Origin of the sequence: Pseudoalteromonas piscicida (assembly GCF_002208135.1) — a bacterium.
In the GTDB taxonomy this organism is placed as follows: domain Bacteria; phylum Pseudomonadota; class Gammaproteobacteria; order Enterobacterales; family Alteromonadaceae; genus Pseudoalteromonas; species Pseudoalteromonas piscicida_A.
Genome location: NZ_CP021646.1, coordinates 2,053,640 through 2,078,189, shown reverse-complemented (window position 1 = coordinate 2,078,189; position 24,550 = coordinate 2,053,640). Strand labels below are relative to the sequence as shown.

17 protein-coding genes are annotated in these 24,550 nt (G+C 44.4%); 14 read left to right on the top strand and 3 right to left on the bottom strand.

What is annotated here, in order from left to right; translation table 11 throughout:
* Positions 1-4 precede the first annotated feature (4 nt).
* From pheT to B1L02_RS09710, 3 genes are all read left to right on the top strand, one after another.
* Positions 5-2,392, top strand: a complete 2,388-nt coding sequence (gene pheT, locus B1L02_RS09720; protein ID WP_088530872.1) for a phenylalanine--tRNA ligase subunit beta — start codon at positions 5-7, stop codon at positions 2,390-2,392.
* 2 nt (positions 2,393-2,394) lie between these two features.
* Positions 2,395-2,694 (top strand): integration host factor subunit alpha, encoded by a 300-nt coding sequence (ihfA, locus tag B1L02_RS09715; protein ID WP_010377997.1) that lies wholly within the window; start codon positions 2,395-2,397, stop codon positions 2,692-2,694.
* A gap of 110 nt (positions 2,695-2,804) precedes the next feature.
* Complete coding sequence (locus B1L02_RS09710; protein ID WP_088530871.1) at positions 2,805-4,415, top strand: EAL domain-containing protein; 1,611 nt, start codon at positions 2,805-2,807, stop codon at positions 4,413-4,415.
* A gap of 30 nt (positions 4,416-4,445) precedes the next feature.
* On the opposite strand, the gene B1L02_RS09705 is transcribed toward B1L02_RS09710, so the two are convergent.
* Complete coding sequence (locus B1L02_RS09705; RefSeq protein WP_088530870.1) at positions 4,446-6,065, bottom strand: alpha-glucosidase family protein; 1,620 nt, start codon at positions 6,063-6,065, stop codon at positions 4,446-4,448.
* 634 nt (positions 6,066-6,699) lie between these two features.
* Between B1L02_RS09705 and B1L02_RS24415 the strand changes: the two genes are divergently transcribed.
* The 6 genes from B1L02_RS24415 (at position 6,700) to B1L02_RS09680 (ending at position 17,132) form a co-directional block, all read left to right on the top strand.
* Positions 6,700-8,472 (top strand): TonB-dependent receptor plug domain-containing protein, encoded by a 1,773-nt coding sequence (locus tag B1L02_RS24415; RefSeq protein WP_232003059.1) that lies wholly within the window; start codon positions 6,700-6,702, stop codon positions 8,470-8,472.
* Complete coding sequence (locus B1L02_RS24410; protein ID WP_232003058.1) at positions 8,418-9,557, top strand: TonB-dependent receptor domain-containing protein; 1,140 nt, start codon at positions 8,418-8,420, stop codon at positions 9,555-9,557. The genes B1L02_RS24415 and B1L02_RS24410 overlap by 55 nt, the downstream gene beginning before the upstream one ends.
* Before the next feature lie 158 nt (positions 9,558-9,715).
* Positions 9,716-11,230: a tryptophan halogenase family protein gene (locus B1L02_RS09695; protein ID WP_088530869.1), complete on the top strand. Its 1,515-nt coding sequence runs from the start codon at positions 9,716-9,718 to the stop codon at positions 11,228-11,230.
* Between the two features lie 117 nt (positions 11,231-11,347).
* The gene (locus tag B1L02_RS09690) at positions 11,348-13,222 is read left to right on the top strand and encodes an alpha-amylase family glycosyl hydrolase (protein ID WP_088530868.1); all 1,875 of its coding nucleotides are present in this window, start codon (positions 11,348-11,350) and stop codon (positions 13,220-13,222) included.
* 3 nt (positions 13,223-13,225) lie between these two features.
* Entirely contained in the window at positions 13,226-14,725 is a 1,500-nt protein-coding gene (locus B1L02_RS09685) for an MFS transporter (protein ID WP_088530867.1), read from the top strand.
* A gap of 10 nt (positions 14,726-14,735) precedes the next feature.
* Positions 14,736-17,132: a glycoside hydrolase family 15 protein gene (locus B1L02_RS09680; RefSeq protein WP_088530866.1), complete on the top strand. Its 2,397-nt coding sequence runs from the start codon at positions 14,736-14,738 to the stop codon at positions 17,130-17,132.
* Here the strand turns inward: B1L02_RS09680 and B1L02_RS24405 are convergent.
* Both B1L02_RS24405 and B1L02_RS09670 read right to left on the bottom strand, forming a co-directional pair.
* A complete protein-coding gene (locus tag B1L02_RS24405; protein WP_088530865.1) occupies positions 17,064-17,249 on the bottom strand; it encodes a hypothetical protein in 186 nt (61 codons plus the stop codon). The genes B1L02_RS09680 and B1L02_RS24405 overlap by 69 nt on opposite strands.
* Before the next feature lie 51 nt (positions 17,250-17,300).
* On the bottom strand, positions 17,301-18,320 hold the full coding sequence (locus B1L02_RS09670; protein ID WP_088530864.1) for a LacI family DNA-binding transcriptional regulator: 1,020 nt from the start codon (positions 18,318-18,320) through the stop codon (positions 17,301-17,303).
* Between the two features lie 317 nt (positions 18,321-18,637).
* Here B1L02_RS09670 and glk point away from each other — a divergent pair, with 317 nt between their 5' ends.
* The 5 genes from glk (at position 18,638) to gap (ending at position 24,479) form a co-directional block, all read left to right on the top strand.
* A complete protein-coding gene (glk, locus tag B1L02_RS09665; RefSeq protein ID WP_039495541.1) occupies positions 18,638-19,639 on the top strand; it encodes a glucokinase in 1,002 nt (333 codons plus the stop codon).
* A 10-nt stretch (positions 19,640-19,649) separates the two neighbouring features.
* Positions 19,650-20,669: a LacI family DNA-binding transcriptional regulator gene (locus B1L02_RS09660; protein ID WP_088530863.1), complete on the top strand. Its 1,020-nt coding sequence runs from the start codon at positions 19,650-19,652 to the stop codon at positions 20,667-20,669.
* Positions 20,670-20,959: 290 nt separating this feature from the next.
* Positions 20,960-22,813 carry a phosphogluconate dehydratase gene (edd, locus tag B1L02_RS09655; RefSeq protein ID WP_017219245.1) on the top strand — a complete coding sequence of 618 codons (1,854 nt, stop codon included), beginning with the start codon at positions 20,960-20,962 and terminating at the stop codon, positions 22,811-22,813.
* 23 nt (positions 22,814-22,836) lie between these two features.
* Positions 22,837-23,457, top strand: coding sequence for a bifunctional 4-hydroxy-2-oxoglutarate aldolase/2-dehydro-3-deoxy-phosphogluconate aldolase (locus tag B1L02_RS09650; protein ID WP_010378022.1), 621 nt, complete (start codon positions 22,837-22,839; stop codon positions 23,455-23,457).
* Between the two features lie 17 nt (positions 23,458-23,474).
* The gene (gap, locus tag B1L02_RS09645; protein WP_088530862.1) at positions 23,475-24,479 is read left to right on the top strand and encodes a type I glyceraldehyde-3-phosphate dehydrogenase; all 1,005 of its coding nucleotides are present in this window, start codon (positions 23,475-23,477) and stop codon (positions 24,477-24,479) included.
* Positions 24,480-24,550 lie beyond the last annotated feature (71 nt).

Sequence of the window (24,550 nt, the reverse complement as noted above, 5' to 3'; positions counted from 1 at the left end):
AAGTATGAAATTCAGTGAAAAGTGGTTACGTGAGTGGGTCAATCCAGCAATTGATACTGATGCGCTATCTGAGCAATTATCAATGGCGGGTTTAGAAGTTGATGGTGTAGACCCTGTTGCCGGTGACTTCCAAGGTGTGGTTATCGGTGAAGTGGTTGAATGCGGTCAACACCCAGACGCTGACAAACTTAGAGTAACAAAAGTAAATGTAGGCGAAGACGAACTACTAGATATTGTCTGTGGTGCCGCTAACTGCCGTGCCGGTTTAAAAGTGGCTGTTGCTAAAGTGGGCGCAACGCTTCCAGGCGATTTCAAAATTAAGAAAGCTAAACTTCGTGGTCAGCCGTCTCACGGTATGCTATGTGCGTTTGAAGAGCTTGGCATGGCGGAAAGTTCAGACGGTATTTTAGAGCTCCCTATGGATGCGCCAATCGGTCAAGATATTCGTGAATACTTCGGCTTGAACGATGTAACGATTGATGTCGATTTAACGGCTAACCGTAGCGACTGTTTGGGGATCAAAGGTCTGGCTCGTGAAGTTGGAGTACTAAACAGCATCGACGTAACAGAAGTTGCTATCACGCCAGTTACGCCAACGATTGATGATAAAATCTCTATTGAACTGGTAAACAGTGAAGCATGTCCACGCTACTTAGGTCGTGTGATCAAGGGCGTTAATGTTAAAGCAGAGACCCCGTTTTGGATGGTCGAGAAGCTACGCCGCTGCGGTGTACGCTCAATTGATCCAGTTGTTGATGTTACGAACTACGTACTGCTTGAGCTAGGTCACCCGATGCACGCGTTCGATTTAAGCCAAATCGAAGGTGGAATTAAAGTACGTAATGCCTTTGAGAATGAAGAGCTGGTATTGTTAGACGGCAACACGGCGAAGCTTAATCCATCAACACTACTGATTGCTGATGATAATAAAGCACTTGCGATGGCAGGTATCTTCGGTGGTGAACAGTCGGGTGTTAGTGACGAGACAAAAGACATCTTGTTAGAAAGCGCGTTCTTTGCACCGCTTGCGATTGCAGGTCAGGCACGTAGCTACGGTTTGCATACCGATGCATCGCACCGTTATGAGCGTGGTGTAGACCCGGTACTGCAGCGTGATGCGATGGAAAGAGCAACAGGCTTGCTACTTGAAATCGTTGGCGGTGAAGCCGGACCGATTGTTGAAGCTGTGTCAGAAACTGATTTACCAAAAGAGCGTCAAGTGACTTTGCGCCGTGAGCGTTTAGATCGCGTGATCGGTTATCATATCGAAGATGTCAAAGTGTCAGATATCTTAACGCGCCTGGGCTTAGCGGTAACATTTGCAGGCGGCCAGTGGCAAGCTCAAGTGCCAAGCTATCGCTTCGATATTAGTATCGAAGAAGACTTAATTGAAGAAGTTGCTCGCGTATTTGGCTACAACAATATTCCAAATGTGGCACCAACCGCTGCGTTAAAGATGACAGATCATCAAGAAGCACGTTTGCCAGTAGCGCGTTTTAGAGATGAGTTAGTAAGCCGTGGTTATCAAGAAGCCATCACATATAGCTTCGTTGATCCAAAAGCACAACAGCAGTTACACCCAGAAGCAGATGCATTAATTCTTCCGCACCCAATTTCGGTTGAAATGTCAGCAATGCGTGTAAGCCTGATGACAGGACTTATCAATGCGGTTTCTTATAACCAAAATCGTCAACAGTCACGTATTCGTTTATTCGAAACGGGCCTTAAGTTTATCAAAGATGACAATGCGGAAAACGGCGTGCGTCAAACCGCTGTGATCGGTGGCATCGCGTATGGTAATACCCACAACGAGCATTGGTCTGTGCCTTCACGTAAAGTGGATTTCTTTGATGTGAAAGGCGATGTAGAAGCATTACTTGCGCTTTGTAACGATAAAGCACGTTTTAGCTTTAAAGCAGAAGCGAGCGATGGTTTGCACCCAGGTCAATCAGCTGCAATTTATGCGGACGGTAAAAAGGTTGGTTTCATCGGTGCAGTACACCCTCAGCTATTAAAGCCGTTAGAGCTTAAAGATACGCCATATGTATTTGAAATCGACATGGCTGCTTTAGAAAATCGCTTGCTTCCAGAAGCGATTAGTATCTCGAAATTCCCATCAAATAGAAGAGATATTGCTATTTTAGTTGCAGATGACGTAAAAATAGGCGATATTTTAGAGTGCATTGAGAAAGTTGGCGGAAATCAATTAGTTGACCTAAACTTATTCGATGTGTACAAAGGGCAAGGGGTTGAACCTGATCATAAGAGTTTAGCCATTGCTCTAACATTACAAGCGGTTGATAGAACGCTCGAAGAGAAAGACATCAACGCGGTTGTAGAAAACGTGGTGGCCGAACTGGCCAAACAATTCAATGCATCGTTGAGGGACTAGATATGGCGCTTACTAAAGCCGACATAGCTGAACACCTATTTGAAAAACTGGGGATCAATAAGAAAGATGCCAAAGACTTAGTTGAAGCGTTTTTTGAAGAAATCCGCTCAGCGCTAGAAAACGGCGAGCAAGTAAAGCTCTCTGGGTTTGGTAACTTTGACCTTCGCGACAAGAAGGAACGCCCAGGTAGGAACCCAAAAACTGGGGAAGATATTCCTATCTCTGCGCGACGCGTGGTAACTTTTAGGCCTGGCCAAAAGTTAAAAACCCGTGTTGAGGTCGGCACAAGCAAAAACTTGTAATATAAGAAAGCCTTGGTGGTGATACCAAGGCTTTTTTTATATTGAAATAGTTTTGTCACATATTCAAGCTACACTCTGCGCCTGTTTGCGTTCCGTGGAGTGAGGAGCTTATGCGAGGAGCACACTCCTTAAGCAAGTTGTTTAAGAATATCTTTATTGCTTGGTTGTCTTGCACCTTTGTATTTTCAATTGTGGCCGCCTTCACTTATGTGCATCAAAAAGAGACCGCTAAATCTAACCTTGTCACCGTAGCGAGTCGGATTGTATCTGACATCAACAAAGAGTTTGTCGTTGTAGACGATACCTTAAAACATGCCATCCACCTTTCTCCACATTGCGACCCTGACGGTCTACATTATATGCGTAGATTGGTTTTTGAAAACCCTGGTATGAGCGAGATAGGGATCGTCGATAGTAAAGGGAAATTGGTCTGCAATTCTTTTGGGCAACTCACTCCACCTGTGAATACCAGTGCCCCAATAAAAAAGCCCGGACTTAGATACTATGGCCCAATCATTACCGACTATTTAGAACTTCCTGCTTTTGTTTTAGCGCGCACGAGAGACGATGGTTATGAGGTAAATGTGTTGATGCCGGATCATTGGCTAAAGAGTATGCTTGATATCTCGGCTCATCATAATACCGATTTTGCTGCCTTGGTGGACAATAGCACGGGTGTGCCGGTTTTTTTAAATGGTAAATATGCTTTGCCAATCCGCCAAAAACTATTTCCAACTGCTAATAGCCGCGCAGTAGAAGGACTCTTTGATGATGCAAAGGTAAAGTTTGCGTACGTTGCAGCTATTCCGAGTTTGCCGCAGATGAGCTTAATCATTGCAAAAAATGATGAGCAACTAGTGAGTCTAGGGTGGCTGTGGCTAGTACTTTGGAGTGTGTTGTATTGCGCCTCTTGGGTTGGCCTCACGTTGTTATTGATCAGTTATGACAAGCGCCAGCTAAGCAGTAAAACACAAATATTAAGAGCATTGGCAAATGATGAGTTATTTAATGTGTATCAACCTCTCGTTAATGCACAGATGTCATCGATAGTGGGCGTGGAAGTACTCATTCGTTGGCGTCATCCACTTGAAGGTGTGCTCGGCCCCGCCTACTTTGTGCCAGAAGCTGAGCGTGATGGTACTATTTTAGATATCTCGATAGCGCAAGTTGAAAATACTGTGCGAGATTTGACGGACATCTTAGCCGCTCAGTCAGACTTTAAGGTGTCTTTTAACGTTAATGGTTTACTTCTGGGCTCCAAACGCTATATCGATGCCTTACTTGCTGCAAAAAACCAAATATCCTCGTTGACTATTGAATTAACGGAGCGTGATGTGCTGACGCAGGCTCAAACGAAAACGGTACTAACTGAGCTCAAACGTGCAGGAATAGAAGTCGCGATTGATGATTTTGGCACGGGATATAGTGGTTTGCAGTACTTACAAAGTTTTCCGATCGACCTGCTGAAAATAGATCAGAGCTTTGTTGCATCAATTGGCCTAGATACTTTGCAATCCCCGGTGTTATCGGCAGTGATTGATATGGCGAAAAAGCTGGATAAAAAACTGATTGCTGAAGGGGTAGAAACTCAAGCTCAAGCTCGCTATCTCAAAAGTCGAGGGGTGAATGTGCATCAAGGTTGGCTTTATTTCAAAGCACTGGAACTACCGCAACTACAGTGTGAGATGGATAAAGTGTTAGATAACAAAAGAGCGGCTTAACCGCTCTTACTTAATGAAAAGGCCCAACTATTATACAACCTCAGCGAAGTAGCAACCAAATGCACCAAGTGTTAGTACATTTGCGCTTGCCGTGCCACTTAGGTGCTTCAGCTCACACTGCCTTAATGCAACTTCAGGAAGTGTCGCGCTTTGCTGAGTAGCTGCTAAGTTGAATGCGCACAGCAATGTCTGGGTTTGTGTTTTACGGTAAAAAGCTAATACTGGCTCTGGGGTATCAATAAACTCAATGTCACCTGTTTTTAGTGCAGGTTGTGCATTTCGCCACTGTAGAAATGCTTGATAATAGCTGAGCGTTGAATTGCTATCTACAGCTTGTTCGTCTACTGCTCGTAGAGCATGTGCTTCAGAAACTGGTAACCAAGGCTTAGACTCTGAGAAGCCAGCATTGGTTTTTGCCTTCGTCCACGGAAGTGGCGTTCTACAGCCATCACGGCCTTTAAAGTTTGGCCAAAAGGTAATGCCATATGGGTCCTGCAGCTCTTCGAAGGCAACGGCGGCTTCGCCAAGTCCTAGTTCTTCGCCTTGATACATACAGACGCTACCGCGCAATGAACCGAGAAGGGCGGTGAGCATTTTAACCTGTGTATCGTTTACCTTGCCATCTACACTCCAGCGACTTGCTACCCGCTCTACATCGTGATTTGCAAATGCCCAGCATGGCCAACCTTCGGTCATGACTGACTCTAGGCGAGAAACCGTTTCTCTGATGTACTTTGCACTATAGTCGTTAGTTAGGAGCTCAAAGCTATAACCCATGTGTAGCTTGTTACCATCGGCTGTATACTCTGCCATTGTTTGCAAAGAGTCTTCTGAGCTTATCTCACCTAAGCTAACTGTGCCTGGGTATCTATCTAATAAGGCACGGATCTCTTCCATGAATAGTAAGTTTTCAGGTTGCGTATTGTTGTAATAATGGTACTGAAAGGCATAAGGGTTGTCTTCGCTAAAGCCACGACCTTGACGGAGCTCAATAGGTTTAGCTGGATTATCCCTAAGCTGCTTATCGTGAAAACAGAAGTTGATGGCATCTAGTCTAAACCCATCAACGCCTTTCTTAAGCCAAAATTCGACGTTATCTAGTACGGCTTTACGTACTTCAGGGTGATGAAAGTTCAGATCCGGCTGCTCAGTGAGGAAGTTATGCAGGTAATATTGGCAACGTCTAGGCTCCCACTGCCAGGCAACACCACCAAAAATGGATAGCCAATTATTTGGAGGACTGCCGTCTGGATTGGCATCGGCCCATACATACCAATCTGCTTTATTGTTCGTTTTGTCTTCACGACTTTCGACAAACCACGGGTGTTGATTTGAGGTATGACTAAGTACCTGATCAATAATGATCTTAATATCACGATTATGTGCTTCGCTGATAAGCGTGTCAAAATCGTCGAGTGTACCAAACATAGGATCGATATCGCGATAATCGCTAATGTCATAGCCAAAGTCTTTCATCGGTGACTTAAAAAATGGTGAAATCCATACAGCATCAACACCAAGCGATTTAATATAATCTAGTCGCTGAATAATACCCTGTAAGTCGCCAATACCATCTGCATTACTGTCCTGAAAGCTACGTGGATATATTTGATAGATAACCGCGCCTTTCCACCATTCATTGTTTGCCATGCACTTTCTCCAGGCTATGTGCGTGTTTGTTCTTTGGCAGTGCTGAGTATCAAGTAAATACTATGCTAGGCACTTTCACCACTAATTTTGCCAAAGAATACGTCATGCTCATGGGGCTGTAAAAAACCTGCATACGTATGCAGGTTTTGTTGGGTAAATTTATGATAAGTCATTTACATAATTTTACTTTATAAAATAAATTTACCAATATTGATCTTTAAAAGGAATAATCAGACAAATAAAGCTTTTGAGAGTAAACTTTTGGTAAGACCAATTTAACTTGGGTATGACTAGTGGTGGCATGTTGAGGATATTTTGATGCTCAGTCGACAATAATAGCCCTTGAAAGTTAAGATTTAGTGAAATTAAAGCAGATAAATAATTGTTGTCGGTCTTTTAGCCTTACCAAAAAGAAATATATATTTATCAAAAGCTTGAGTTTTGTCCCTGTAAAGAGCCTGTAAATTTTCTTGAAATGCGCTAGCTTTGAATACGTATGCATAAAGTTGTTTACAAATTTAATCAGCCGCTAGTATTTGACTGACAACAACTGTGCCCGTTTGTTTTTTTCATCAAATTGCACGCCTGATGAACAAATTGCACAATAAAATATGGTTAATTGGGATAAAACATTATGTCTAAGTTCAAACCGAGTATGCTAACGCTTGCGCTGATTGCTGCAGGTGTGAGCCATGCTGCTCCTGTTGAAGATAACACTGCTAATAATGAAGAAAATAACGTTGAGGTGATCGAAGTTCGAGGTATCTCGCGCAGTATCATCGCCTCAATCGATAAAAAAAGATTTAGCGACACCATTGCAGAAGTAGTTGATGCTGGAGACTTAGCTTCCTTACCTGACGTGTCAATTGCTGACTCGTTAAGCCGTCTACCTGGGATCACCGCGGTAAGAGCAAGTGGGCAATCTTCGCAACTTAATATTCGCGGGATGAACGGCGACTTTATTCAAACCACATTAAACGGACGTGAACAAGCGAGTACCAGTGGATATACTGCAGGCAGTCGCTGGATTTCATTCGACCAATACCCGTCAGAATTAATTAATCAAGCCGCAGTGTATAAATCACCAAAAGCATCACTGATTGAAGGCGGTGTTGCAGCTACGGTTGAACTTAAAACAGCAAACCCTCTCGATGCCGAAAAAGAACATAATTTTAATTCTTCGGTAAGATATTCCTACAATGATGCTGCGTCAGATGTGGGCGCGGATTCAACGGGTGAGCGCATTAGTTTTTCATACCGAGGTAAATTCCTAAATGATACGCTTGGTTTTGCTATTGGTGGGGCGTATCTAAACCAACCAAATAATGCAATTGATATCTCAGCGCATGCTCCTACACGCGCTCAAGATTTTGATGGGGATGGTACTGAAGAGCGCTCAGTCAATGGCTTTCAATATCGCTCAGCCAAAGGCAGCGATGAAAGACTTGGCCTGTTAAGCACCTTGGTATATCAGCCAACAGACGCGTTCAAAGTGCAATTCGATTATTTCCATTCTAAGTTTGAATCAGAAGATAAAAAGAGTGGCTTAAATATTGAGGGGTTCTCAAAAGATATTAATACCCTGTATACGATTGACAATGCAGTTGTTAGAGATGGTTTTTTAGTCGCTGGGGATGTCACTATTACGGATCCAAACGGCCCATGGGTTGAGATGCGCTCTGAAGACCAGTCAACTGATTCAACCACCGACAGCTTTGGCTTAAACTTGCAATACACGACAGATTCGTGGGAATTAAAGTTCGACTGGGCTCATAGTGAAGGGGAAAAAACGCGTAGAGATATGATTGCTTCAATGCATGCATACGAATACGGTACTTCTACACTGGAAGATGGAACATTAGTTAACACTTGGCAAGAATTAAGGAATCAAACGTTTTCTTTTGAACAAAGAGAGAAGGACTCACCACTGTTAACACTTGGCAATGGGTATACCGACCTATCTAATATGCGACTGGGTGATTGGGAACAATTCCCGCACAAGTACACAGACGAGTTAGATAGCGTTAAAGTTGATTTTAAATATTTTATTGAGAACAGCTTTATTTCTTCGATTGAAGTTGGTGCGCGTTGGTCTGACCGTGAATTTACGGATCAACGCTCAACATTTAGATGGGGCGCACGCGAAGGTCAAAATGGTTATCAGTTACCGGATGGCACTATCGTCACGAACAAAGGCTGTGAATTTAATGATCAGAATCACCCGTGTATTCCTCACGATTTGACGGGATATGTTTCGGTTAGAGATACTCGAGGTTTCCAATACTTGGAACTAGACCTTGAAGGTATCGCTAACGAAGTATTTGGTCCGGGCAATTATGAGGCACAACAAACTTGGGTCACAATTGGACGCTCATTGAAAGTGGAGCTGTTCGAGAAGAAGTATTAGCCGGTTATATTATGGCAAATATAGATACCGAAATTGCCGACATACCAGTGACGGGTAATTTTGGCGTTCGAGTAGTAAGAACTGATACGAAATCAATAGGCATTCAACAGATCCAAGGCGATGAAGTTGGTGACTCAATCATCGATGACAATGGCGTTGAAAGAACCGATTATCGCCATGTTAATTACGGCCCTGAGTATACGGACACATTGCCTTCATTAAACCTTAACTTCAGAGTAAGTGACACGGACCAAATTAGGTTTGCAGCTGCAGAAGTTATTGGCCGTCCACCAGTCTACCAGCTTAGAGGTGGCGCAGGGTCTTGGGCTGATACCGCAAATGATGGTACTAGTCCTCGTTATAATGTGTGGTCAAAAGGTAACCCAAATTTAGACCCGTTTAGAGCGACTCAAATTGATTTATCTTATGAGCGTTACTTTGAAGATGGTGGTGCTTTTGTTGCTGCTATATTCTGGAAAGATATTGAATCTTTGATTGAGAGTATTACTTATCAAGAAGGTGAGGTTGACTGGGCTGATATTGGCCTAGAGGTTCCTGATGGATTCGTTGCAGGTCAATACCAAACGACTCAGAATAATGATCAAGGTGGATACATTAGAGGTATCGAGCTTGCCTATACCACGATGTTTGATAATTTACCGGGCGTCTTTTCAGGCTTAGGTTTTAACGCTAACTATTCATATACCGAGAGTGAAACAACGGTAGATGGCGGTGGTAACTTCCCTGATCAGCAATTGCCACTCCCTGGTCTATCAAAAAATGTTTGGAGTGCGACGGTATTTTGGAACATAGACTCGTTCACAACACACCTGAATATCCGTTACCGTGATGAGTATGTATATGAAGGGGCTTCACCAGGTGGCTCTTCTCTAGCTTGGGCTGATGAATATACTGTGGTTGATTGGCAGGCATCGTACAACTTTGAGAATGGTTTGGAAGCCGTCTTACAGGTTAATAACCTAACTGATGAGCCAAATACCACTAATTATGGTACTGCACTTGCCACTGGTGAGTACAAAGAGTTTGGTCGCCAGTATTATTTAGGGTTCAACTATAGCTTCTAATTAGTCGCAAGCATCCATGGCCACCAAAGTAACACCTGCTTTGGTGGCTTTTTTATAATCGCTCACACTGTAATGAGTGGTTACCATCAATTATCTAAATTGATATGTTTGTTTGACTTTCAATACGTGATTTTTAATAGAGTTAAGGTGCTAAGGCGATGAAAAGTCAGAAAATAGTGATTTTAGGTGGTGGAACGGCAGGTTGGATGGCCGCAAATATGATGGCAAAAAGCTGGGCAGATAAAGCGATAGAAATCACTGTGGTTGAATCTTCTAGCATCGGGACTATTGGTGTTGGTGAAGGGTCTACTCCGCAGTTCAAAGGATTTATGGACTATTTAGGTATCTCGGAAGCCGAGTGGATGCCGGCTTGTAATGCGACCTATAAAAATGGCATTCGGTTTATAGATTGGTCGACAAAACCTGGGTTTTCTCGCTATTTTCACCCATTTCCTGCACAACCTGATGACTACAGTGCACCAGCTTTTTTTCATAACAGCTTTGTTCGTCGTAAGGCGATTGACGTAGAGGGCCACCCAGACCACTTTTTTTTAGCGACTCACTTGGCTGATTTAAACAAATCCCCCATTGCTGCAGAAAGCTTCCCATTCGAAATTAATTATGGTTATCACTTTGACTCAGCTTTGCTTGGCCAGTTGTTGGCTCGTAAAGCGGCTGAGTTTAATGTAAAACACATTGATGCCACAATTACCGACGTTCGAAAACACGTTGATGGTGATATTGCGGCACTGATAAGGTCGGATGGTACGGAAATCTCTGGTGATATCTTTATTGATTGCTCGGGCTTCAAAAGTTTACTCCTACAACACACTTTGGGTGTGGGTTTTGAGTCATTCGAGTCCAATTTATTTAACGACGCTGCGGTCGTTATACCTACCAAGCAACTTGACACTATTCGCTCCGAAACACAATCTGTTGCGCGTCAATTTGGGTGGTCTTGGCACATTCCACTAACGAACCGTATCGGTAATGGTTATGTTTATAGTCAGCGTTACTGCGATGCGGATCAAGCCGAAACCGAACTAAGGGCTGCTTTGGGTTTGTTGGACTCAGAAGTAGAAGCTCGACATATAAAAATGAAAGTAGGGCAAGTTAAAGCGCATTGGAGTAAAAACTGCATAGCGATTGGTTTATCTCAGGGCTTCATAGAGCCATTAGAAGCAACCGCTTTGCATATAGTCCAAGAAACCGTTCAAAGTTTCATTGAATGCTACCAAAATGCGGATTTTACCGATGCTGACAGAGATAAGCACAACCGCGCTTTGAGCGAACGGTATCAGGCTATTCGAGACTATATCGTCGCCCATTATCGCGTGAATAGTCGCACTGACACCAACTACTGGCTTGATAATGCCCACAATAACAACCTATCGCGGTCGCTCTATCAGATTTTACAGACTTGGGTCTCTGGTAATAACTTATCAGATGAATTAGTTCGCCAAAACGTTGAGCAATATTACCCTTCAGTCAGCTGGCATTGTTTACTAGCAGGTTATGGTATCTATCCAGACCAAGCTCAGCTTAAGTCAGGCAATGCCCTAGCAAACCAACATAGCATCGAAAAAGTAAATGACTTCATTAGACGATGTGGATTGAATTTCAGAGATCACCGAATGGAGCTAGAAAGCTTTGCGGCAAATGTTCACAAGTAACTTGGTATTAATAGTTATATAAAATCTAATAAAGGGTTTCTCTGAATACGTATGTAATGGGTTCAGTACGTTTGTTTACGCAAGTAGACTCTTTTAAAACAGCATTATGACAACACTATGAAAAATAAATCTTTACTATTGGCTGTGTTAGCAATTTTGGGTGGTGCAGTAAGTTTAAGCGGCTGTGGCCCCAAACCAGTTGATAAAAAAACTGAACAAATGACGTTGCAATCGGAAGTAGCACCTGTGAGTAAGCCCGTTGTTTATCAAGTCTTCACAAGGCTATTTGGCAATACTAAAACCGTGAACAAACCTTGGGGGACAGTAGAGGAAAATGGCGTAGGCAAGTTTTCTGATTTTACTCCTACTGCATTACAACAAATCAAGGCGATGGGTGTGACCCATGTTTGGTATACCGGTGTGCTCCATCACGCATTAGTGACAGATTATAGTAAATATGGCATTAGCCAAGATGATCCAGATGTTGTAAAAGGTAGGGCCGGTTCACCCTATGCAATAAAAGATTACTACAACGTTAACCCTGATCTTGCGAATGATCCTTCTGCGCGACTGGCTGAATTTGAAGCCTTAATCAAACGCACACATGACGCAGGCTTAAAAGTGATCATTGATATTGTGCCAAACCATGTCGCTCGTAACTATGAGTCACTCGGTGCGCCTAAAGGAACTGTCGATTTTGGCACCAATGACGACACGCAAGTTGCATATGCTCGGGACAATAATTTTTATTATGTGGTTGGTGAGGAGTTTACAGTACCAACGAGTGAAAGCTATCAGGTATTAGGTGGTGAATCTCATCCATTGGCGGATGGCAAATTTGCAGAAAATCCAGCAAAGTGGACCGGTAACGGTGCTCGTACGGCAAAGCCTGAAATTAATGATTGGTATGAAACCGTCAAAGTGAATTACGGTGTCAGGCCTGACGGTCGCTACGATTTCGACCGCTTGCCTGACGATTATGCTCAGCAAGATCACCGTGCGCACTTTGAATTTTGGCAACACAAGCAACTGCCAGATAGTTGGTACAAATTTCAAGCCATTGCCCACTTTTGGCTAGAAAAGGGCGTAGACGGTTTCCGTTACGATATGGCGGAAATGGTGCCAGTCGAGTTTTGGAGCTTCCTAAACTCGTCGATTAAAACAAAAAATCCTGACGCTTTTCTGCTTGCAGAAGTCTATAACCCTGCTTTATATCGCCCATATATCAAACAGGGGAAGATGGATTACCTCTATGACAAAGTGGGCTTTTACGACACGTTGAAGACGTTAATGCAAGGTAAAGGTAGTGCCCAAACGGTGTTGGATATTCATCAATCGGTAGCCGATATTGCGCCACATATGTTGCACTTTTTAGAAAATCATGATGAGCAGCGTATCGCAAGCCCTGAATTTGTAGGCGATCCGCTAAAAGGTAAGCCCGCTATGGTGGTCAGTCACCTAATAAGCACCGCGCCTTCGATGATCTATTTTGGACAAGCTCTAGGCGAAGACGGCTCCGAGCAGGCGGGGTTCGGTAGTCCAAGCAGAACCAGTATTTTTGATTATATTGGCGTACCCGAACATCAAAAATGGATGAATGACGGAAAATTTGATGGCGCGCTACTTTCGGATGAGCAAAAGGCGCTTCGTAATTACTACGTCAAATTACTCAATCTTGCAAAGCAGCCGGCGATTGCGGCTGGTGAATACCAGCAAGTCGCCCTGAGTGCTGAGATGCCAAGCAATGCTGAAGCAGTCATGGCATTTGGCCGTAAATTAGGTCAACAAAAGTTGTTGGTCGTGAGCAACTTTAATGCAGAACAAGAACAAATAGTCACCGTAAATCTGCCTAAAGAGTGGCATGGTGTTTATAACGATATTTTAGAGTCACACCCGACTTTACAATTACAACCAACAACTGATGGCAAGCACGCCAACGCAACGATTACGCTAGCACCGCTTGCCAGCGTGGTTTATCAATTAGAGAAGTAACCTATGCAACAAGAACAACAAAAACCACAACTCAGTTTTTGGCAGATATGGAATATGTGCTTTGGGTTTCTTGGGATCCAATTTGGTTTTGCACTACAAAACGGCAATGTGAGTCGTATTTTTCAAACCCTCGGTGCCAAGGTCGATGACATCCCTATATTATGGGTTGCAGCGCCCTTAACGGGTTTAATCGTGCAGCCAATTATCGGCTACTGGAGTGATAGAACATGGGGAAAACTTGGGCGTAGAAGACCATTTTTCTTGTGGGGGGCTATTCTCACCACGCTATCGCTTTTCATTATGCCCAATTCTCCAACGCTTTGGATTGCGGCGGGTATGCTGTGGATCATGGATGCGTCGATCAACGTCACGATGGAGCCGTTTAGAGCATTAGTAGGTGATAATCTGAATGAAAAGCAACGTGCTACAGGTTATGCGATGCAGAGCTTTTTCATTGGTGTCGGTGCCGTGGTCGCGTCTGCGCTGCCTTGGATGATGACCAATTGGTTTGAGGTGAGTAACACAGCTCCTGCAGGACAAATCCCTGACTCGGTAAAATACGCATTTTTCTGGGGGGGAGCTATCTTGTTTACCTCCGTATTGTGGACGATTCTAAAGACGAAAGAATATAGCCCTGAGCAACTTGCAGCCTTTGAACAAGCGCAAACGAATACGCAAAGCGCAATACTGTCAGACTTACCAGTGAACTTTTTAAAAGGCAGTGCGGTGAGCGGATTTATTGGCGTTATTGTGTTGTTTGCCGTTGCACTTCTTGGCCTTGAAAAAGAGCTTTATTTGCTTAGTGGGCTGCTCATCGCTTTTGCAATTGTATTTGTCATTGCGCATGTGATGCAGCAAAAACAGCGCGTAAGTAATGGGTTTTATGATGTTATTTTTGACTTGTTTACGATGCCAAAGACCATGCAGCAGCTTGCTGTGGTGCAATTTTTTAGCTGGTTTTCGCTATTTGCCATGTGGATCTACACCACCTCAGCGGTGACGAGCCATCACTATGGTACGTCAGACGTAACGAGCAAGCTTTATAACGACGGTGCCGATTGGGTCGGGGTGTTATTTGCAGCTTACAATGGCTTTGCTGCTATTGCTGCGATGGTGATCCCACTCATGGTTAAGCACATTGGTCTCAAAGGGGCACATGCAGCTAACTTGTTTTTTGGCGCAGTGTCTTTAATTAGCTTCAAATTTATCGGTGACCCAACATTACTCTGGTTGCCAATGGTGGGTATTGGCTTTGCTTGGGCATCTATTTTGTCATTACCTTACGCGATGCTAAGTAACGCCTTGCCAAGCAACAAAATGGGCGTATTTATGGGGATCTTTAACTTTTTTATCGTGATCCCACAATTACTCGCCGCCAGTATTCTAGGTCTAATTCTGCGTCATGGTTTTGATAACCAACCGATATTCGCACTCATCATCGGAGGCGTGTCATTTTTACTCGCTGCATTAGCTGTTTCAAGAGTCACGATAAAGGCTCAATAAGGAGAACGAGATGATTAAACTATCAACAATCGCACTTGCCTTAGTAAGTGCTGGTCTCATGGGTTGCGGATCACAGCAATCTGTCAATGAAACCCTGACGGCACCAGGTGCACCTGGTGTTAAACCTTATTGGTCATACTCTGGAAAAGCGGGGATAGGTACATCGTACGAAGCCTACGAAGACGGAAAATACAGCGATTCTACGGCGACTAAAGCGGTTTCAAAGGTATGGTTTTCTGTTGCAAAAGGGATGATCACAGAGACCATGTTTGGGCTTATCCACCAAGCGCAGATCAAAGACATGCAATTTATCATTGTGGGTGATGGTTTTGCGGTGAAGGAATCCGATACCGACGCGTTAGATATCACCATTGACTATCTTTATAAAGATGCTAGTGGACGACCTTTATCGCTGGCTTACAAAATTGCAAGCAAGGACAAACAAGGTCGCTTTACCCTTGAAAAGCATATTTTTACCGACCCTGATGGACAGACTTTGTTTGTTAGAGCAAAAGTAGACAGTGATCTCACAGGCGTTCAGGCTTTTGTGAACGTTAATCCATACGTGAATAACAATGGCTTAAACGATTTTGCGAAAGTGACAGAGCAAGGTTTGTTAGCATGGGAAGGTAAGAACTATCTCTCTTTACAGAGCAAAACCGGCTTTGATGAAGTATCTGTTGGTTTTACTGGCACCAGTGATAATTTAGCGGCACTTGAGTCTACAGGACATATAGCCCAAGCTTATGCGTCTACAGGCAAAGAGAGTGGTAACGTTAACTGGCTGGCAAGCTTAGGACAGGTAAACGGTAGTAGCACGTTCGACCTAGCCTTGAGTTTTGGCCACTCTCAGCAGCAAAGCTTTGCTGAGGGGGCAGCCACATTAGCCAAAGGTTACGATAAGGTACTGGCAGATTATAATGGTCAAGGGGGAGCGACGGGCTGGCAAGATTATATCGAAAGTTTAGCACCACTAAAATCCATGACGGCAAATACCGCGGACAACGGTAAATTACTTTACACTAGTGCGCTTGTACTTAAGGCGCAAGAAGATAAAACCCATGCAGGTGCCTTGATAGCATCGTTGTCAAACCCATGGGGTGATACGGTGCCAGCAGAGCGAGGCCAAACCGGTTATAAGGCGGTATGGGTGCGTGATTTTTATCAAGTAGCGATGGCATTTTTGGCGATGGGAGATACGCAAACGGCACTCACTGCTTTTGAGTATCTAGAAAAAGTGCAAGTGACTGATAAAACACCGGGCAACCATGGGGATACAGGCTGGTTCCTGCAGAAAACGCATGTTGATGGCGAGCTTGAATGGGTTGGAGTGCAGCTTGACCAAACGGCAATGCCAATCATGCTGGCATGGAAACTCTGGCAAGCAGGTGTGCTAAGCGATGATAAACTGGTTTATTGGTACAACAAGATGTTAAAGCCTGCTGCTAACTTCTTAGTTGAAGGGGGGCTGGCTAAAATTTTATGGAACGACACTCAAATCACGCCGCCTGCGACACAACAAGAGCGTTGGGAAGAGCAAAATGGTTATTCACCATCGACTACAGCGGCAATCATTGCAGGCCTCGTGACGGCGAGCGACATTGCGAAATTGGCCGGTGATAAAGCGGGACAAGAGAAATTCCTCGCGGCGGCGCAGCATTACAATCGAGATGTTGAGTCTTTCATGTTCACAACAAAAGGTAGTCTGCAAAGCAAACACAGTGACGGTCAATATTTCTTCCGTATTGGACAAGACGAAGATCCTAATTCCAGTACGACCTTAAATGCCAATAATGGCCGAAACGGGATGGATAAGAAGCAGATCATCGACGGTGGTTTCTTAGAACTCGTGCGTTATGGTGTCAGAGGTGCGGACGCCCCAAGCATTGTGGCTACCATGCCTGAATACGATGATGAGTCGATAGCTGAAAATTTAAGAGTAAAATATAGCTTTAAATTTGATGGCGATGTAAATAGTTATCCAGGTTACCGCCGTTACGGTAACGACGGCTATGGTGAAGATGAGAAGCGTGGAATCAATTATGCCGTAAATGGTAATAATACCGATGGTCAACGTGGTCGAGTATGGCCGTTCTTTACCGGTGAGCGTGGTCATTATGATATTGCACTGGCGCTGCTCGATGGTGAATTAAGTGCTGATGAGCAGAGCAAAATACAAAATACTTATGTTAAGGGAATGGAACACTTTGCTAATGAAGGCATGATGTTACCTGAGCAAGTATGGGATGGTGTGGGTAAAAATACCTTTGGCTATAAACTTGGCGAAGGAACCAATTCGGCGACGCCTTTAGCTTGGACACACGCTGAGTATGTCAAGTTAGTGCGCTCTCTTAATGAAAAGCAGGTTTGGGATCACTACCCAATCGTAGAAAGTAAACTGAAATAATAAGCCTAGCGCCTGTTGACCCTTACTGCTTGATTTTTGTTCCCCAAAGTGTGTTTTGGTCGCGGCGCTCGACTTGCCGCCTGGTAATCTAAGCAAAAGTTGAGCAACAATGAACAAAGCGTACTCAGAGCACCCAAAGGGTAGCGCTTAATTTGGCCGATGATCTAGCTATCGTGAAGATTGTCTAACAATAAGTTTAGGCGGCAATAGGGTAGAGGCTACCGCTTCACCTCGGATAAGCGTAAGCAGGTTATCGACCAGCATTTGTCCTGCCAATGTGGTGTTTTGCTGCACAGTAGTTAAAGAGGGAGAAACATAACCCGCTGCGGCAATGTTATCAAAGCCAACGACATGGACATCATGAGGCACGCGAACACCCGCTTCTTGAAGCGCCTTAATCGCGCCAATAGCAATGAGATCGCTAGCTGCGAAAAGCGCGTTAAATTTAACATTGTTGGCGATTAAGGAGCGAGTCGCGTGATACCCTGAGTCTTCTGTGGAAATAGCGTTTGCCATCTTACGGTCGCTCATTTCAATACCTTTTGTTTTAAGGGTGTCTCTAAAGCCTTTAAAACGCGCAAAAAACTCCGGGCTGTGATCCGAAGCATCGCCAATAAACGCACAATCTGTTCTGACCATGTCGATTAAATGCTTTGCAGCCAACACACCACCACCGTAATTATCGCAGCTCACCGTTAAGTCTGGACGGTTATCAACCGTTGCCCCCCAACAAACAAACTTTGTGTGGTTGTCGAGTAGAGTTTGTAACTTTGACTGGTAATCGATGTAATCACCATAGCCTAGTAAAATTAAACCATCAGCACGATGGCTATCCTCATAATCGGCATGCCAATCACTGCTCGTCGATTGGAACGATACTAAAAGGTCATAGCCTTCTTTTGCGCACGCCCGGGTAATACTGCCAAGCATACTCAAAAAGAAAGGATTAATTTGCGACTCGTCTCCTGTGGGATCTTCAAATAACAGCAAAGCCAATGTACTACTTTGCTGAGTGCGCAGGTTACTTGCGTTTTTATCGACCTTATAGTTAAGCTTTTTAGCAATCTCATGAACGCGACGACGAGTTTCCTCGTTAACCAAAGAGCTATTTCTTAGGGCGCGCGACACCGTAGATTGCGAAACGCCAGCATAATGGGCGATATCAAATGAAGTTGCTTTACCTTTCATGTTCTTCTCAACGCTTAAGACAGTGACATTGTCAGCCATTCAATTTTTTTTTCAACCAATTTCACCGAATTTGCAAATTTTTATTGATACAGTCTGACACCGGTGTCATAATGTCGATGTTTTATCATTTTGTTGTCAAAACGTATTTGGCTGCCCTATGCCAAGGGCAGCATTTTTTACCAAATTAACAGAATAACAGGTAAGAGCAAAAGCCAAGGCGTGCAAATTTTGGCGAGTTGAGACAGTAAATTGCAGGACGTGTGCTGGCAGCCCTGATGTTAGCCCAAGCATAATCGCAGTGATAAAGAGATAATAATATGAGCCAGACAACAAGCCATTCATCCGTGCCGTTTGAGCCGATTGTCGTTGCCGACATCGGGGGAACAAACGCCAGATTTGCAATCGTGTCAGATTTTGATACGCGAACTAACCATTTTGTAATTACGCATCAAGCCACTTTTCCTAGTGCTGAATTCCAGTCTTTTGAATCCGCTATCCAAAAATATTTAACTGAGCTACCTGTGGCGCAGCCAAGCCGAGCCTGTCTCGCGGTTGCCGGTCCTATCAAATCTCAGCAAGTTCATTTAACTAATTTAGGTTGGCATTTTAATTCCGAAGACATCAAAGCCCAGTTCGATTTTACCGAACTTGCCGTGATCAACGACTTTGCTGCCTTTGCCTATGCGGCGCCCTACTTAGCACTAGAGAAAAACCTAGTGATTAAGCAAGGTCAGCCTGAGCTAGGCGCAAATATCGGTGTAATGGGTCCTGGTACTGGATTTGGTGCGGCTTGTCTTGCTAGAGATATTAATGGCAGCGCGGTGATGAGCTGTGAAGCAGGACATATCTCGCTTGCACCGGTTACCGCCTTAGACAAAGAGCTGTTAACGGTACTGCGCGCGAGTATTCAACATGTCTCAGTCGAGACGGTGTTTTCAGGCCCGGGTATTGCGAGACTCTACAAAGCCATGGCAGAAGTGCGTGGTGAGCAAGCAAAAGATCTTAATGCGGCGCAGATCAGTGCGCTTGCGAAAGAATGTAAAGTGTGCGATGCAACATTGAGTCACTTCTGTGACTGGATGGGTAGTGTGGCTGGCGATTTAGCACTGACTTTTGGTGCCTTAGGTGGTGTTTATATTGGTGGTGGGATCTTGCCGCGGATGAAAGCGCGATTACAAGCAAGTAGTTTTGTTGAGCGCTTTACCGAAAAAGGCATGATGTCACAGTACACGAGCCAAATTCCAGTTACTTTGGTGGTACAAGATAATATCCCACTGATTGGTGCAGCAGCATGTATTCATGAGCGACGCCGGGCTTAAGGGAAAATCGATGAAAAAAGTAACTATTAACAGCGTTGCCGAATATGCCGGAGTGTCTAAAAAGACAGTATCTCGGGTATTAAATAACGAGCCAAATGTCAGTCCTGCAACGCGGGAAAAAGTGCTGAAGGTCTTTGAAGAGCTGAATTATAAGCCTAACCCTATTGCACGCGGTTTGGCACAAAATCGTAGCTTTATCATTGGCTGTTTATACGACAATCCATCAAAAAGCTATATCACGCGAGTGCAAAGTGGTGCGCTGGAAGCGTGTCAGAAACATAGTTACAATTTATTGATACACCCTTGTGAACTGCGCGGCCAAGATCTTATCGATAATGTTGAGCAGCTGCTTACCACATCGAGACTTGACGGGATTGTGCTTACTCCACCTTTTTCAGACTCCAAAGAGCTTATTGCTTTTTTAAAGCAGCGTAGTATTCCCTATGCACGCGTTGCCTCTGCCATTGAAGGCGATGATTCGATTTCAATTCGTAGTAATGACGAGCAGGGCGCATTTGAGTTGACAGAGCACTTGATCAATTTAGGTCATACCGAAATTGCCTTTATTAAAGGGCACCCAGATCACAGTGCCACGGAAAATCGTTTCTCTGGCTATCAAAAAGCACTAGCAAAGCATGGTATTGAATATCGAGAGCGGCTAGTTGCAGAAGGTAACTTTAGTTATCACTCAGGTGCTGACAGTGCAAAAGCCATATTGGATTTAGCGCCAAGACCAACGGCTGTGTTTGCATCAAATGACTACATGGCTGCGGCAGTGCTAAAACTCGCTACACAGCGAGAGATCAAAGTGCCCGAGCAGTTATCTATTGCAGGATTTGATAACGCACCTATCGCAAGACATATTTGGCCGGGTTTGACGACGATAGCACAGCCCGTGGAAGAAATGACTCGGATAGCGGTAGAAGAGTTGATTAAGCATATATCTTCGCCGCAAGAAGCACCGTTTCAGCAAGTTTTAGAAGCTAAACTCATCACTCGAGAGTCGACGCAAGCACGCTCGAACTCATAATTTTTTCAATTTTTATACTTGCCCCAAAGCCCAACGCTTAGCCGTTGGGCTTTTTATTTTCGATGGTTGTAATTTGGTCATTTTAAAAAGTTAGACTAAATTTGTAAGAAGGGTTGACACCGGTGTCAGCTTTATGCGTAAATATAGTGACACCGGTGTCAGGTTGGGGTGAGAGACAACCTGATAGCGTACCTTTGAACGGGTAAATCAAAGCAGCTCTGTACAAGGATTACCACGAATGCTGGTAATCGTGCAGAGCCTTTTTCCTCTAACACTAGAGAGTCAGTAATATGTTGCATCCACGAATTCAGGAAGTCACCGAACGCGTCATTGAGCGAAGCAAAGCAACACGTCAAGCCTATTTAGCTCGAATCCAACAAGCAAAAAAACAAACGCGCGTACGAGCGGGACTGGGCTGTGGAAACCTAGCACACGTAATGGCTGCTTGCTCAAGCAGTGATAAGGCTCGCCTAAAAGAAGACGAGCAACCGAACTTAGCAATTATCAACTCGTACAATGACATGTTGTCTGCGCACGAACCTTATAAAGAATATCCAGATTTAATTAAAGCAGTGGCAAATAAATTTGATGCGACTGCGCAAGTAGCGGGTGGTGTACCCGCTATGTGTGACGGGGTTACCCAAGGCCGCGATGGCATGGAACTGTCGTTGTTCTCTCGTGACGTCATTGCCATGTCAACAGCGGTGGCATTATCACACGATGTCTTCGATGGGGTTTTCTGTCTTGGCGTATGTGACAAAATCGTCCCTGGACTATTAATTGGTGCTTTGTCTTTTGGCCATTTGCCCATTTTCTTTTTACCAGCAGGTCCAATGCAATCAGGGATCCCGAACAAAGAAAAGGCACGTATTCGTCAAAAGTTTGCACAAGGCTTAGTCAGCCGTGAAGAGTTACTGGAAGCCGAGAGTGCTTCATACCACAGTGCGGGTACTTGTACTTTCTACGGTACGGCGAACTCGAACCAGATGTTAATGGAGATCATGGGTCTTCATTTACCGGGTAGCTCGTTTATCAATCCATACACAGAATTAAGAGATGGCTTAACGGCGAGTGCGGTTGAGACCATGCTAACTCAGCTACTTGATGGTAAAAGCGGCAATGCACTTGCGGATATCGTGAGTGAAAAAACCGTGATCAATGGCTTGGTCGGTCTGCTGTCTACTGGTGGTTCTACTAACCATGCCATTCACTTAGTCGCAATGGCAAAAGCGGCTGGCGTTCAAATCACGTGGAAAGACATGGCGGATTTGTCTGAAGTAGTGCCGTTGTTAACGCGTATTTATCCAAATGGTCATGCCGACGTAAACCACTTCCAAGCGGCTGGTGGTATGGGCTTCTTAATGCGTGAATTAAGAGATGGTGGCTTCTTACACAATGACGTAAAAACGATTGTGGGTGAAGGGCTTGATGCTTACACGATGGAACCACTACTGGATATCAACAGCAATGTGATCATCAGCGATAACCAAGGCCCTGCCAAAGTGAAGTGGGTACCAGTACCTGAGAATTCACTGGATGAAGAAGTACTTCGCCCAGTAGCAAATCCATTTAACAAGCAAGGCGGCTTGCAATTACTTAATGGTAATTTGGGTAAAGCGGTGATTAAAGTGTCTGCGGTACAAGAGCAGCATCAAACGGTGACTGCACCGGCGAAAGTATTTAGCTCTCAAAGCGAATTACAAGAAGCCTTTACTGCTGGCAAGCTTAATCAAGACTTTATTGCCGTGATTAAAGAGCAAGGCCCTAAAGCGAAGGGTATGCCTGAGTTACATAAACTGACACCTGTCATGGCTACATTACAAGACCAAGGTTTTAAAGTGGCGATTGTGACTGATGGTCGTATGTCTGGGGCGTCGGGTAAAGTACCTGCGGCGATCCACCTTGCACCGGAAGCGGTTGAAGGTGGCGCAATTGCAAAAGTGCACGAAGGTGATTTGATCACCTTAAATGCACCAAAAGGCGAATTAGTGCTACACGTCTCTGATGAAGAAATGGCACAGCGCGAATTACAGCTTTCACCGCAATCACAAACATTTGGTACAGGTCGAGAGCTATTCTCAGGATTTAGACACGTAGTGAGCAGTGCAGATCAAGGTGCATGCTCATTTGGCATCGAAGAATAATAACAGTGGGAATGAGGGTGAGCATGAGTATTAAAGAGATATTGTCAGCAGCACCAGTGGTTCCGGTTATCGTTATTGATAACCTAGAAGACGCGGTGCCGCTTGCTACGGCATTGTTTAATGGTGGCTTAAAAGCACTTGAAGTGACACTTCGTACACCAGTGGCAGCGCAAGCGGTAAAAGACATTAAAGCGGCTTTACCAGATGCCTATGTTGGTACTGGTACGGTAGTGGATAAGGCAACCTTTAATGCCTCTGTAGAAGCCGGCGCTGACTTCATGGTAAGTCCAGGTGTCAATGACGAATTATTGGAACTGGCAAAGTCGTCAAGTATTCCATTTCTTCCAGGTGCTGCAACGCCAAGCGAAGTGATGAAGCTTGCAAGTCATGGTTTTGAATTCTTAAAGTTTTTCCCTGCTGAAGCTGCAGGTGGTGCACCAATGCTTAAATCCATTGGCGGACCAATTCCACAAGTAAAATTTTGTCCAACGGGTGGTATTTCGTTGGCAACTGCACCTAAGTATCTTGCACTCGACAATGTGGTATGTGTGGGCGGTACTTGGATGCTTGATAAAGCACTTATCGCAAACAAAGACTGGCAAGCCATTGAAGCGCTTGCGAAACAAGCAAGTGAAGTAAAATAGATTAGGGGACAGTTATCATGATTAATATCGCAATTAATGGCTATGGACGTATCGGTCGTAACGTACTTCGTGCACTGTACGAGTCAGGTCAGAATAAAGACATCAAAGTCGTTGCCATCAACGATCTCGCACCTGCAAACGTAAACGCACATTTGACTCAATTTGACTCTGTACATGGTCGCTTTCAAGAGCAGGTTGTTCTTAACGACAACACTCTCGTTATCGGTGGTGACGAAATCACGCTAACGCAAGAGCGTGACCCTGCAAATCTTCCTTGGAAGGCGCTAAACGTTGATATCGTGCTTGAATGTACTGGGTTGTTCACTTCTCGTGAAGCTGCGGCTAAACACATTGAAGCCGGTGCGAAAAAAGTGATTGTATCTGCGCCGGGCACAGATATGGATGCAACGGTTGTTCATGGCGTTAACAGCGAAGTGCTAAGTGCTGAATCAACCATTATCTCTAACGCATCTTGTACCACAAACTGTCTTGCGCCTATTGCAAAAGTATTGAATGATACTATTGGTATTGAGCAAGGTAGCATGACAACCATTCATGCCTACACCAACGATCAGAATCTATCAGACGTTTACCACCCTGATTTATATCGCGCGCGTAGTGCCACTCAGTCTATGATCCCGACGAAAACGGGCGCGGCAAAGGCGGTTGGCTTAGTGCTTCCTGAACTTGCTGGCAAACTAGATGGTATGGCGGTTCGTGTGCCAACCATCAACGTATCACTGGTTGATTTAACGTTTGTCGCTAAGCGTGACACTTCAAAAGAAGAAGTGAATGCAGCAATCAAAGCGGCTGCTGAGGGCGCGATGAGTGCAATCCTTGAGTACAATGAATTACCTTTGGTTTCTATCGATTTCAACCACAATCCGGCTTCCTCAGTGTTTGACTCTACACAAACCAAAGTAGATGGAAAGCTGGTAAAAGTGATGGCTTGGTATGATAACGAATGGGGCTTCTCTTGCCGCATGCTAGACCAAGTTAAAGCACTAGGTGCATTTTTATAATCAGGATTAATTTCTGACCAAAAGCTCTGCAGATCGCGGAGCTTTTTTGTTTTTGACGGAAAAATTGCCAT

Bases quoted from the DNA above. Each gene is read 5' to 3' on its own strand.
- pheT (WP_088530872.1), top strand. From the start codon at position 5: ATGAAATTCAGTGAAAAGTGGTTACGTGAGTGGGTCAATCCAGCAATT.
- ihfA (WP_010377997.1), top strand. From the start codon at position 2,395: ATGGCGCTTACTAAAGCCGACATAGCTGAACACCTATTTGAAAAACTG.
- B1L02_RS09710 (WP_088530871.1), top strand. From the start codon at position 2,805: ATGCGAGGAGCACACTCCTTAAGCAAGTTGTTTAAGAATATCTTTATT.
- B1L02_RS09705 (WP_088530870.1), bottom strand. From the start codon at position 6,065: ATGGCAAACAATGAATGGTGGAAAGGCGCGGTTATCTATCAAATATAT.
- B1L02_RS24415 (WP_232003059.1), top strand. From the start codon at position 6,700: ATGTCTAAGTTCAAACCGAGTATGCTAACGCTTGCGCTGATTGCTGCA.
- B1L02_RS09695 (WP_088530869.1), top strand. From the start codon at position 9,716: ATGAAAAGTCAGAAAATAGTGATTTTAGGTGGTGGAACGGCAGGTTGG.
- B1L02_RS09690 (WP_088530868.1), top strand. From the start codon at position 11,348: ATGAAAAATAAATCTTTACTATTGGCTGTGTTAGCAATTTTGGGTGGT.
- B1L02_RS09685 (WP_088530867.1), top strand. From the start codon at position 13,226: ATGCAACAAGAACAACAAAAACCACAACTCAGTTTTTGGCAGATATGG.
- B1L02_RS09680 (WP_088530866.1), top strand. From the start codon at position 14,736: ATGATTAAACTATCAACAATCGCACTTGCCTTAGTAAGTGCTGGTCTC.
- B1L02_RS09670 (WP_088530864.1), bottom strand. From the start codon at position 18,320: ATGAAAGGTAAAGCAACTTCATTTGATATCGCCCATTATGCTGGCGTT.
- glk (WP_039495541.1), top strand. From the start codon at position 18,638: ATGAGCCAGACAACAAGCCATTCATCCGTGCCGTTTGAGCCGATTGTC.
- B1L02_RS09660 (WP_088530863.1), top strand. From the start codon at position 19,650: ATGAAAAAAGTAACTATTAACAGCGTTGCCGAATATGCCGGAGTGTCT.
- edd (WP_017219245.1), top strand. From the start codon at position 20,960: ATGTTGCATCCACGAATTCAGGAAGTCACCGAACGCGTCATTGAGCGA.
- B1L02_RS09650 (WP_010378022.1), top strand. From the start codon at position 22,837: ATGAGTATTAAAGAGATATTGTCAGCAGCACCAGTGGTTCCGGTTATC.
- gap (WP_088530862.1), top strand. From the start codon at position 23,475: ATGATTAATATCGCAATTAATGGCTATGGACGTATCGGTCGTAACGTA.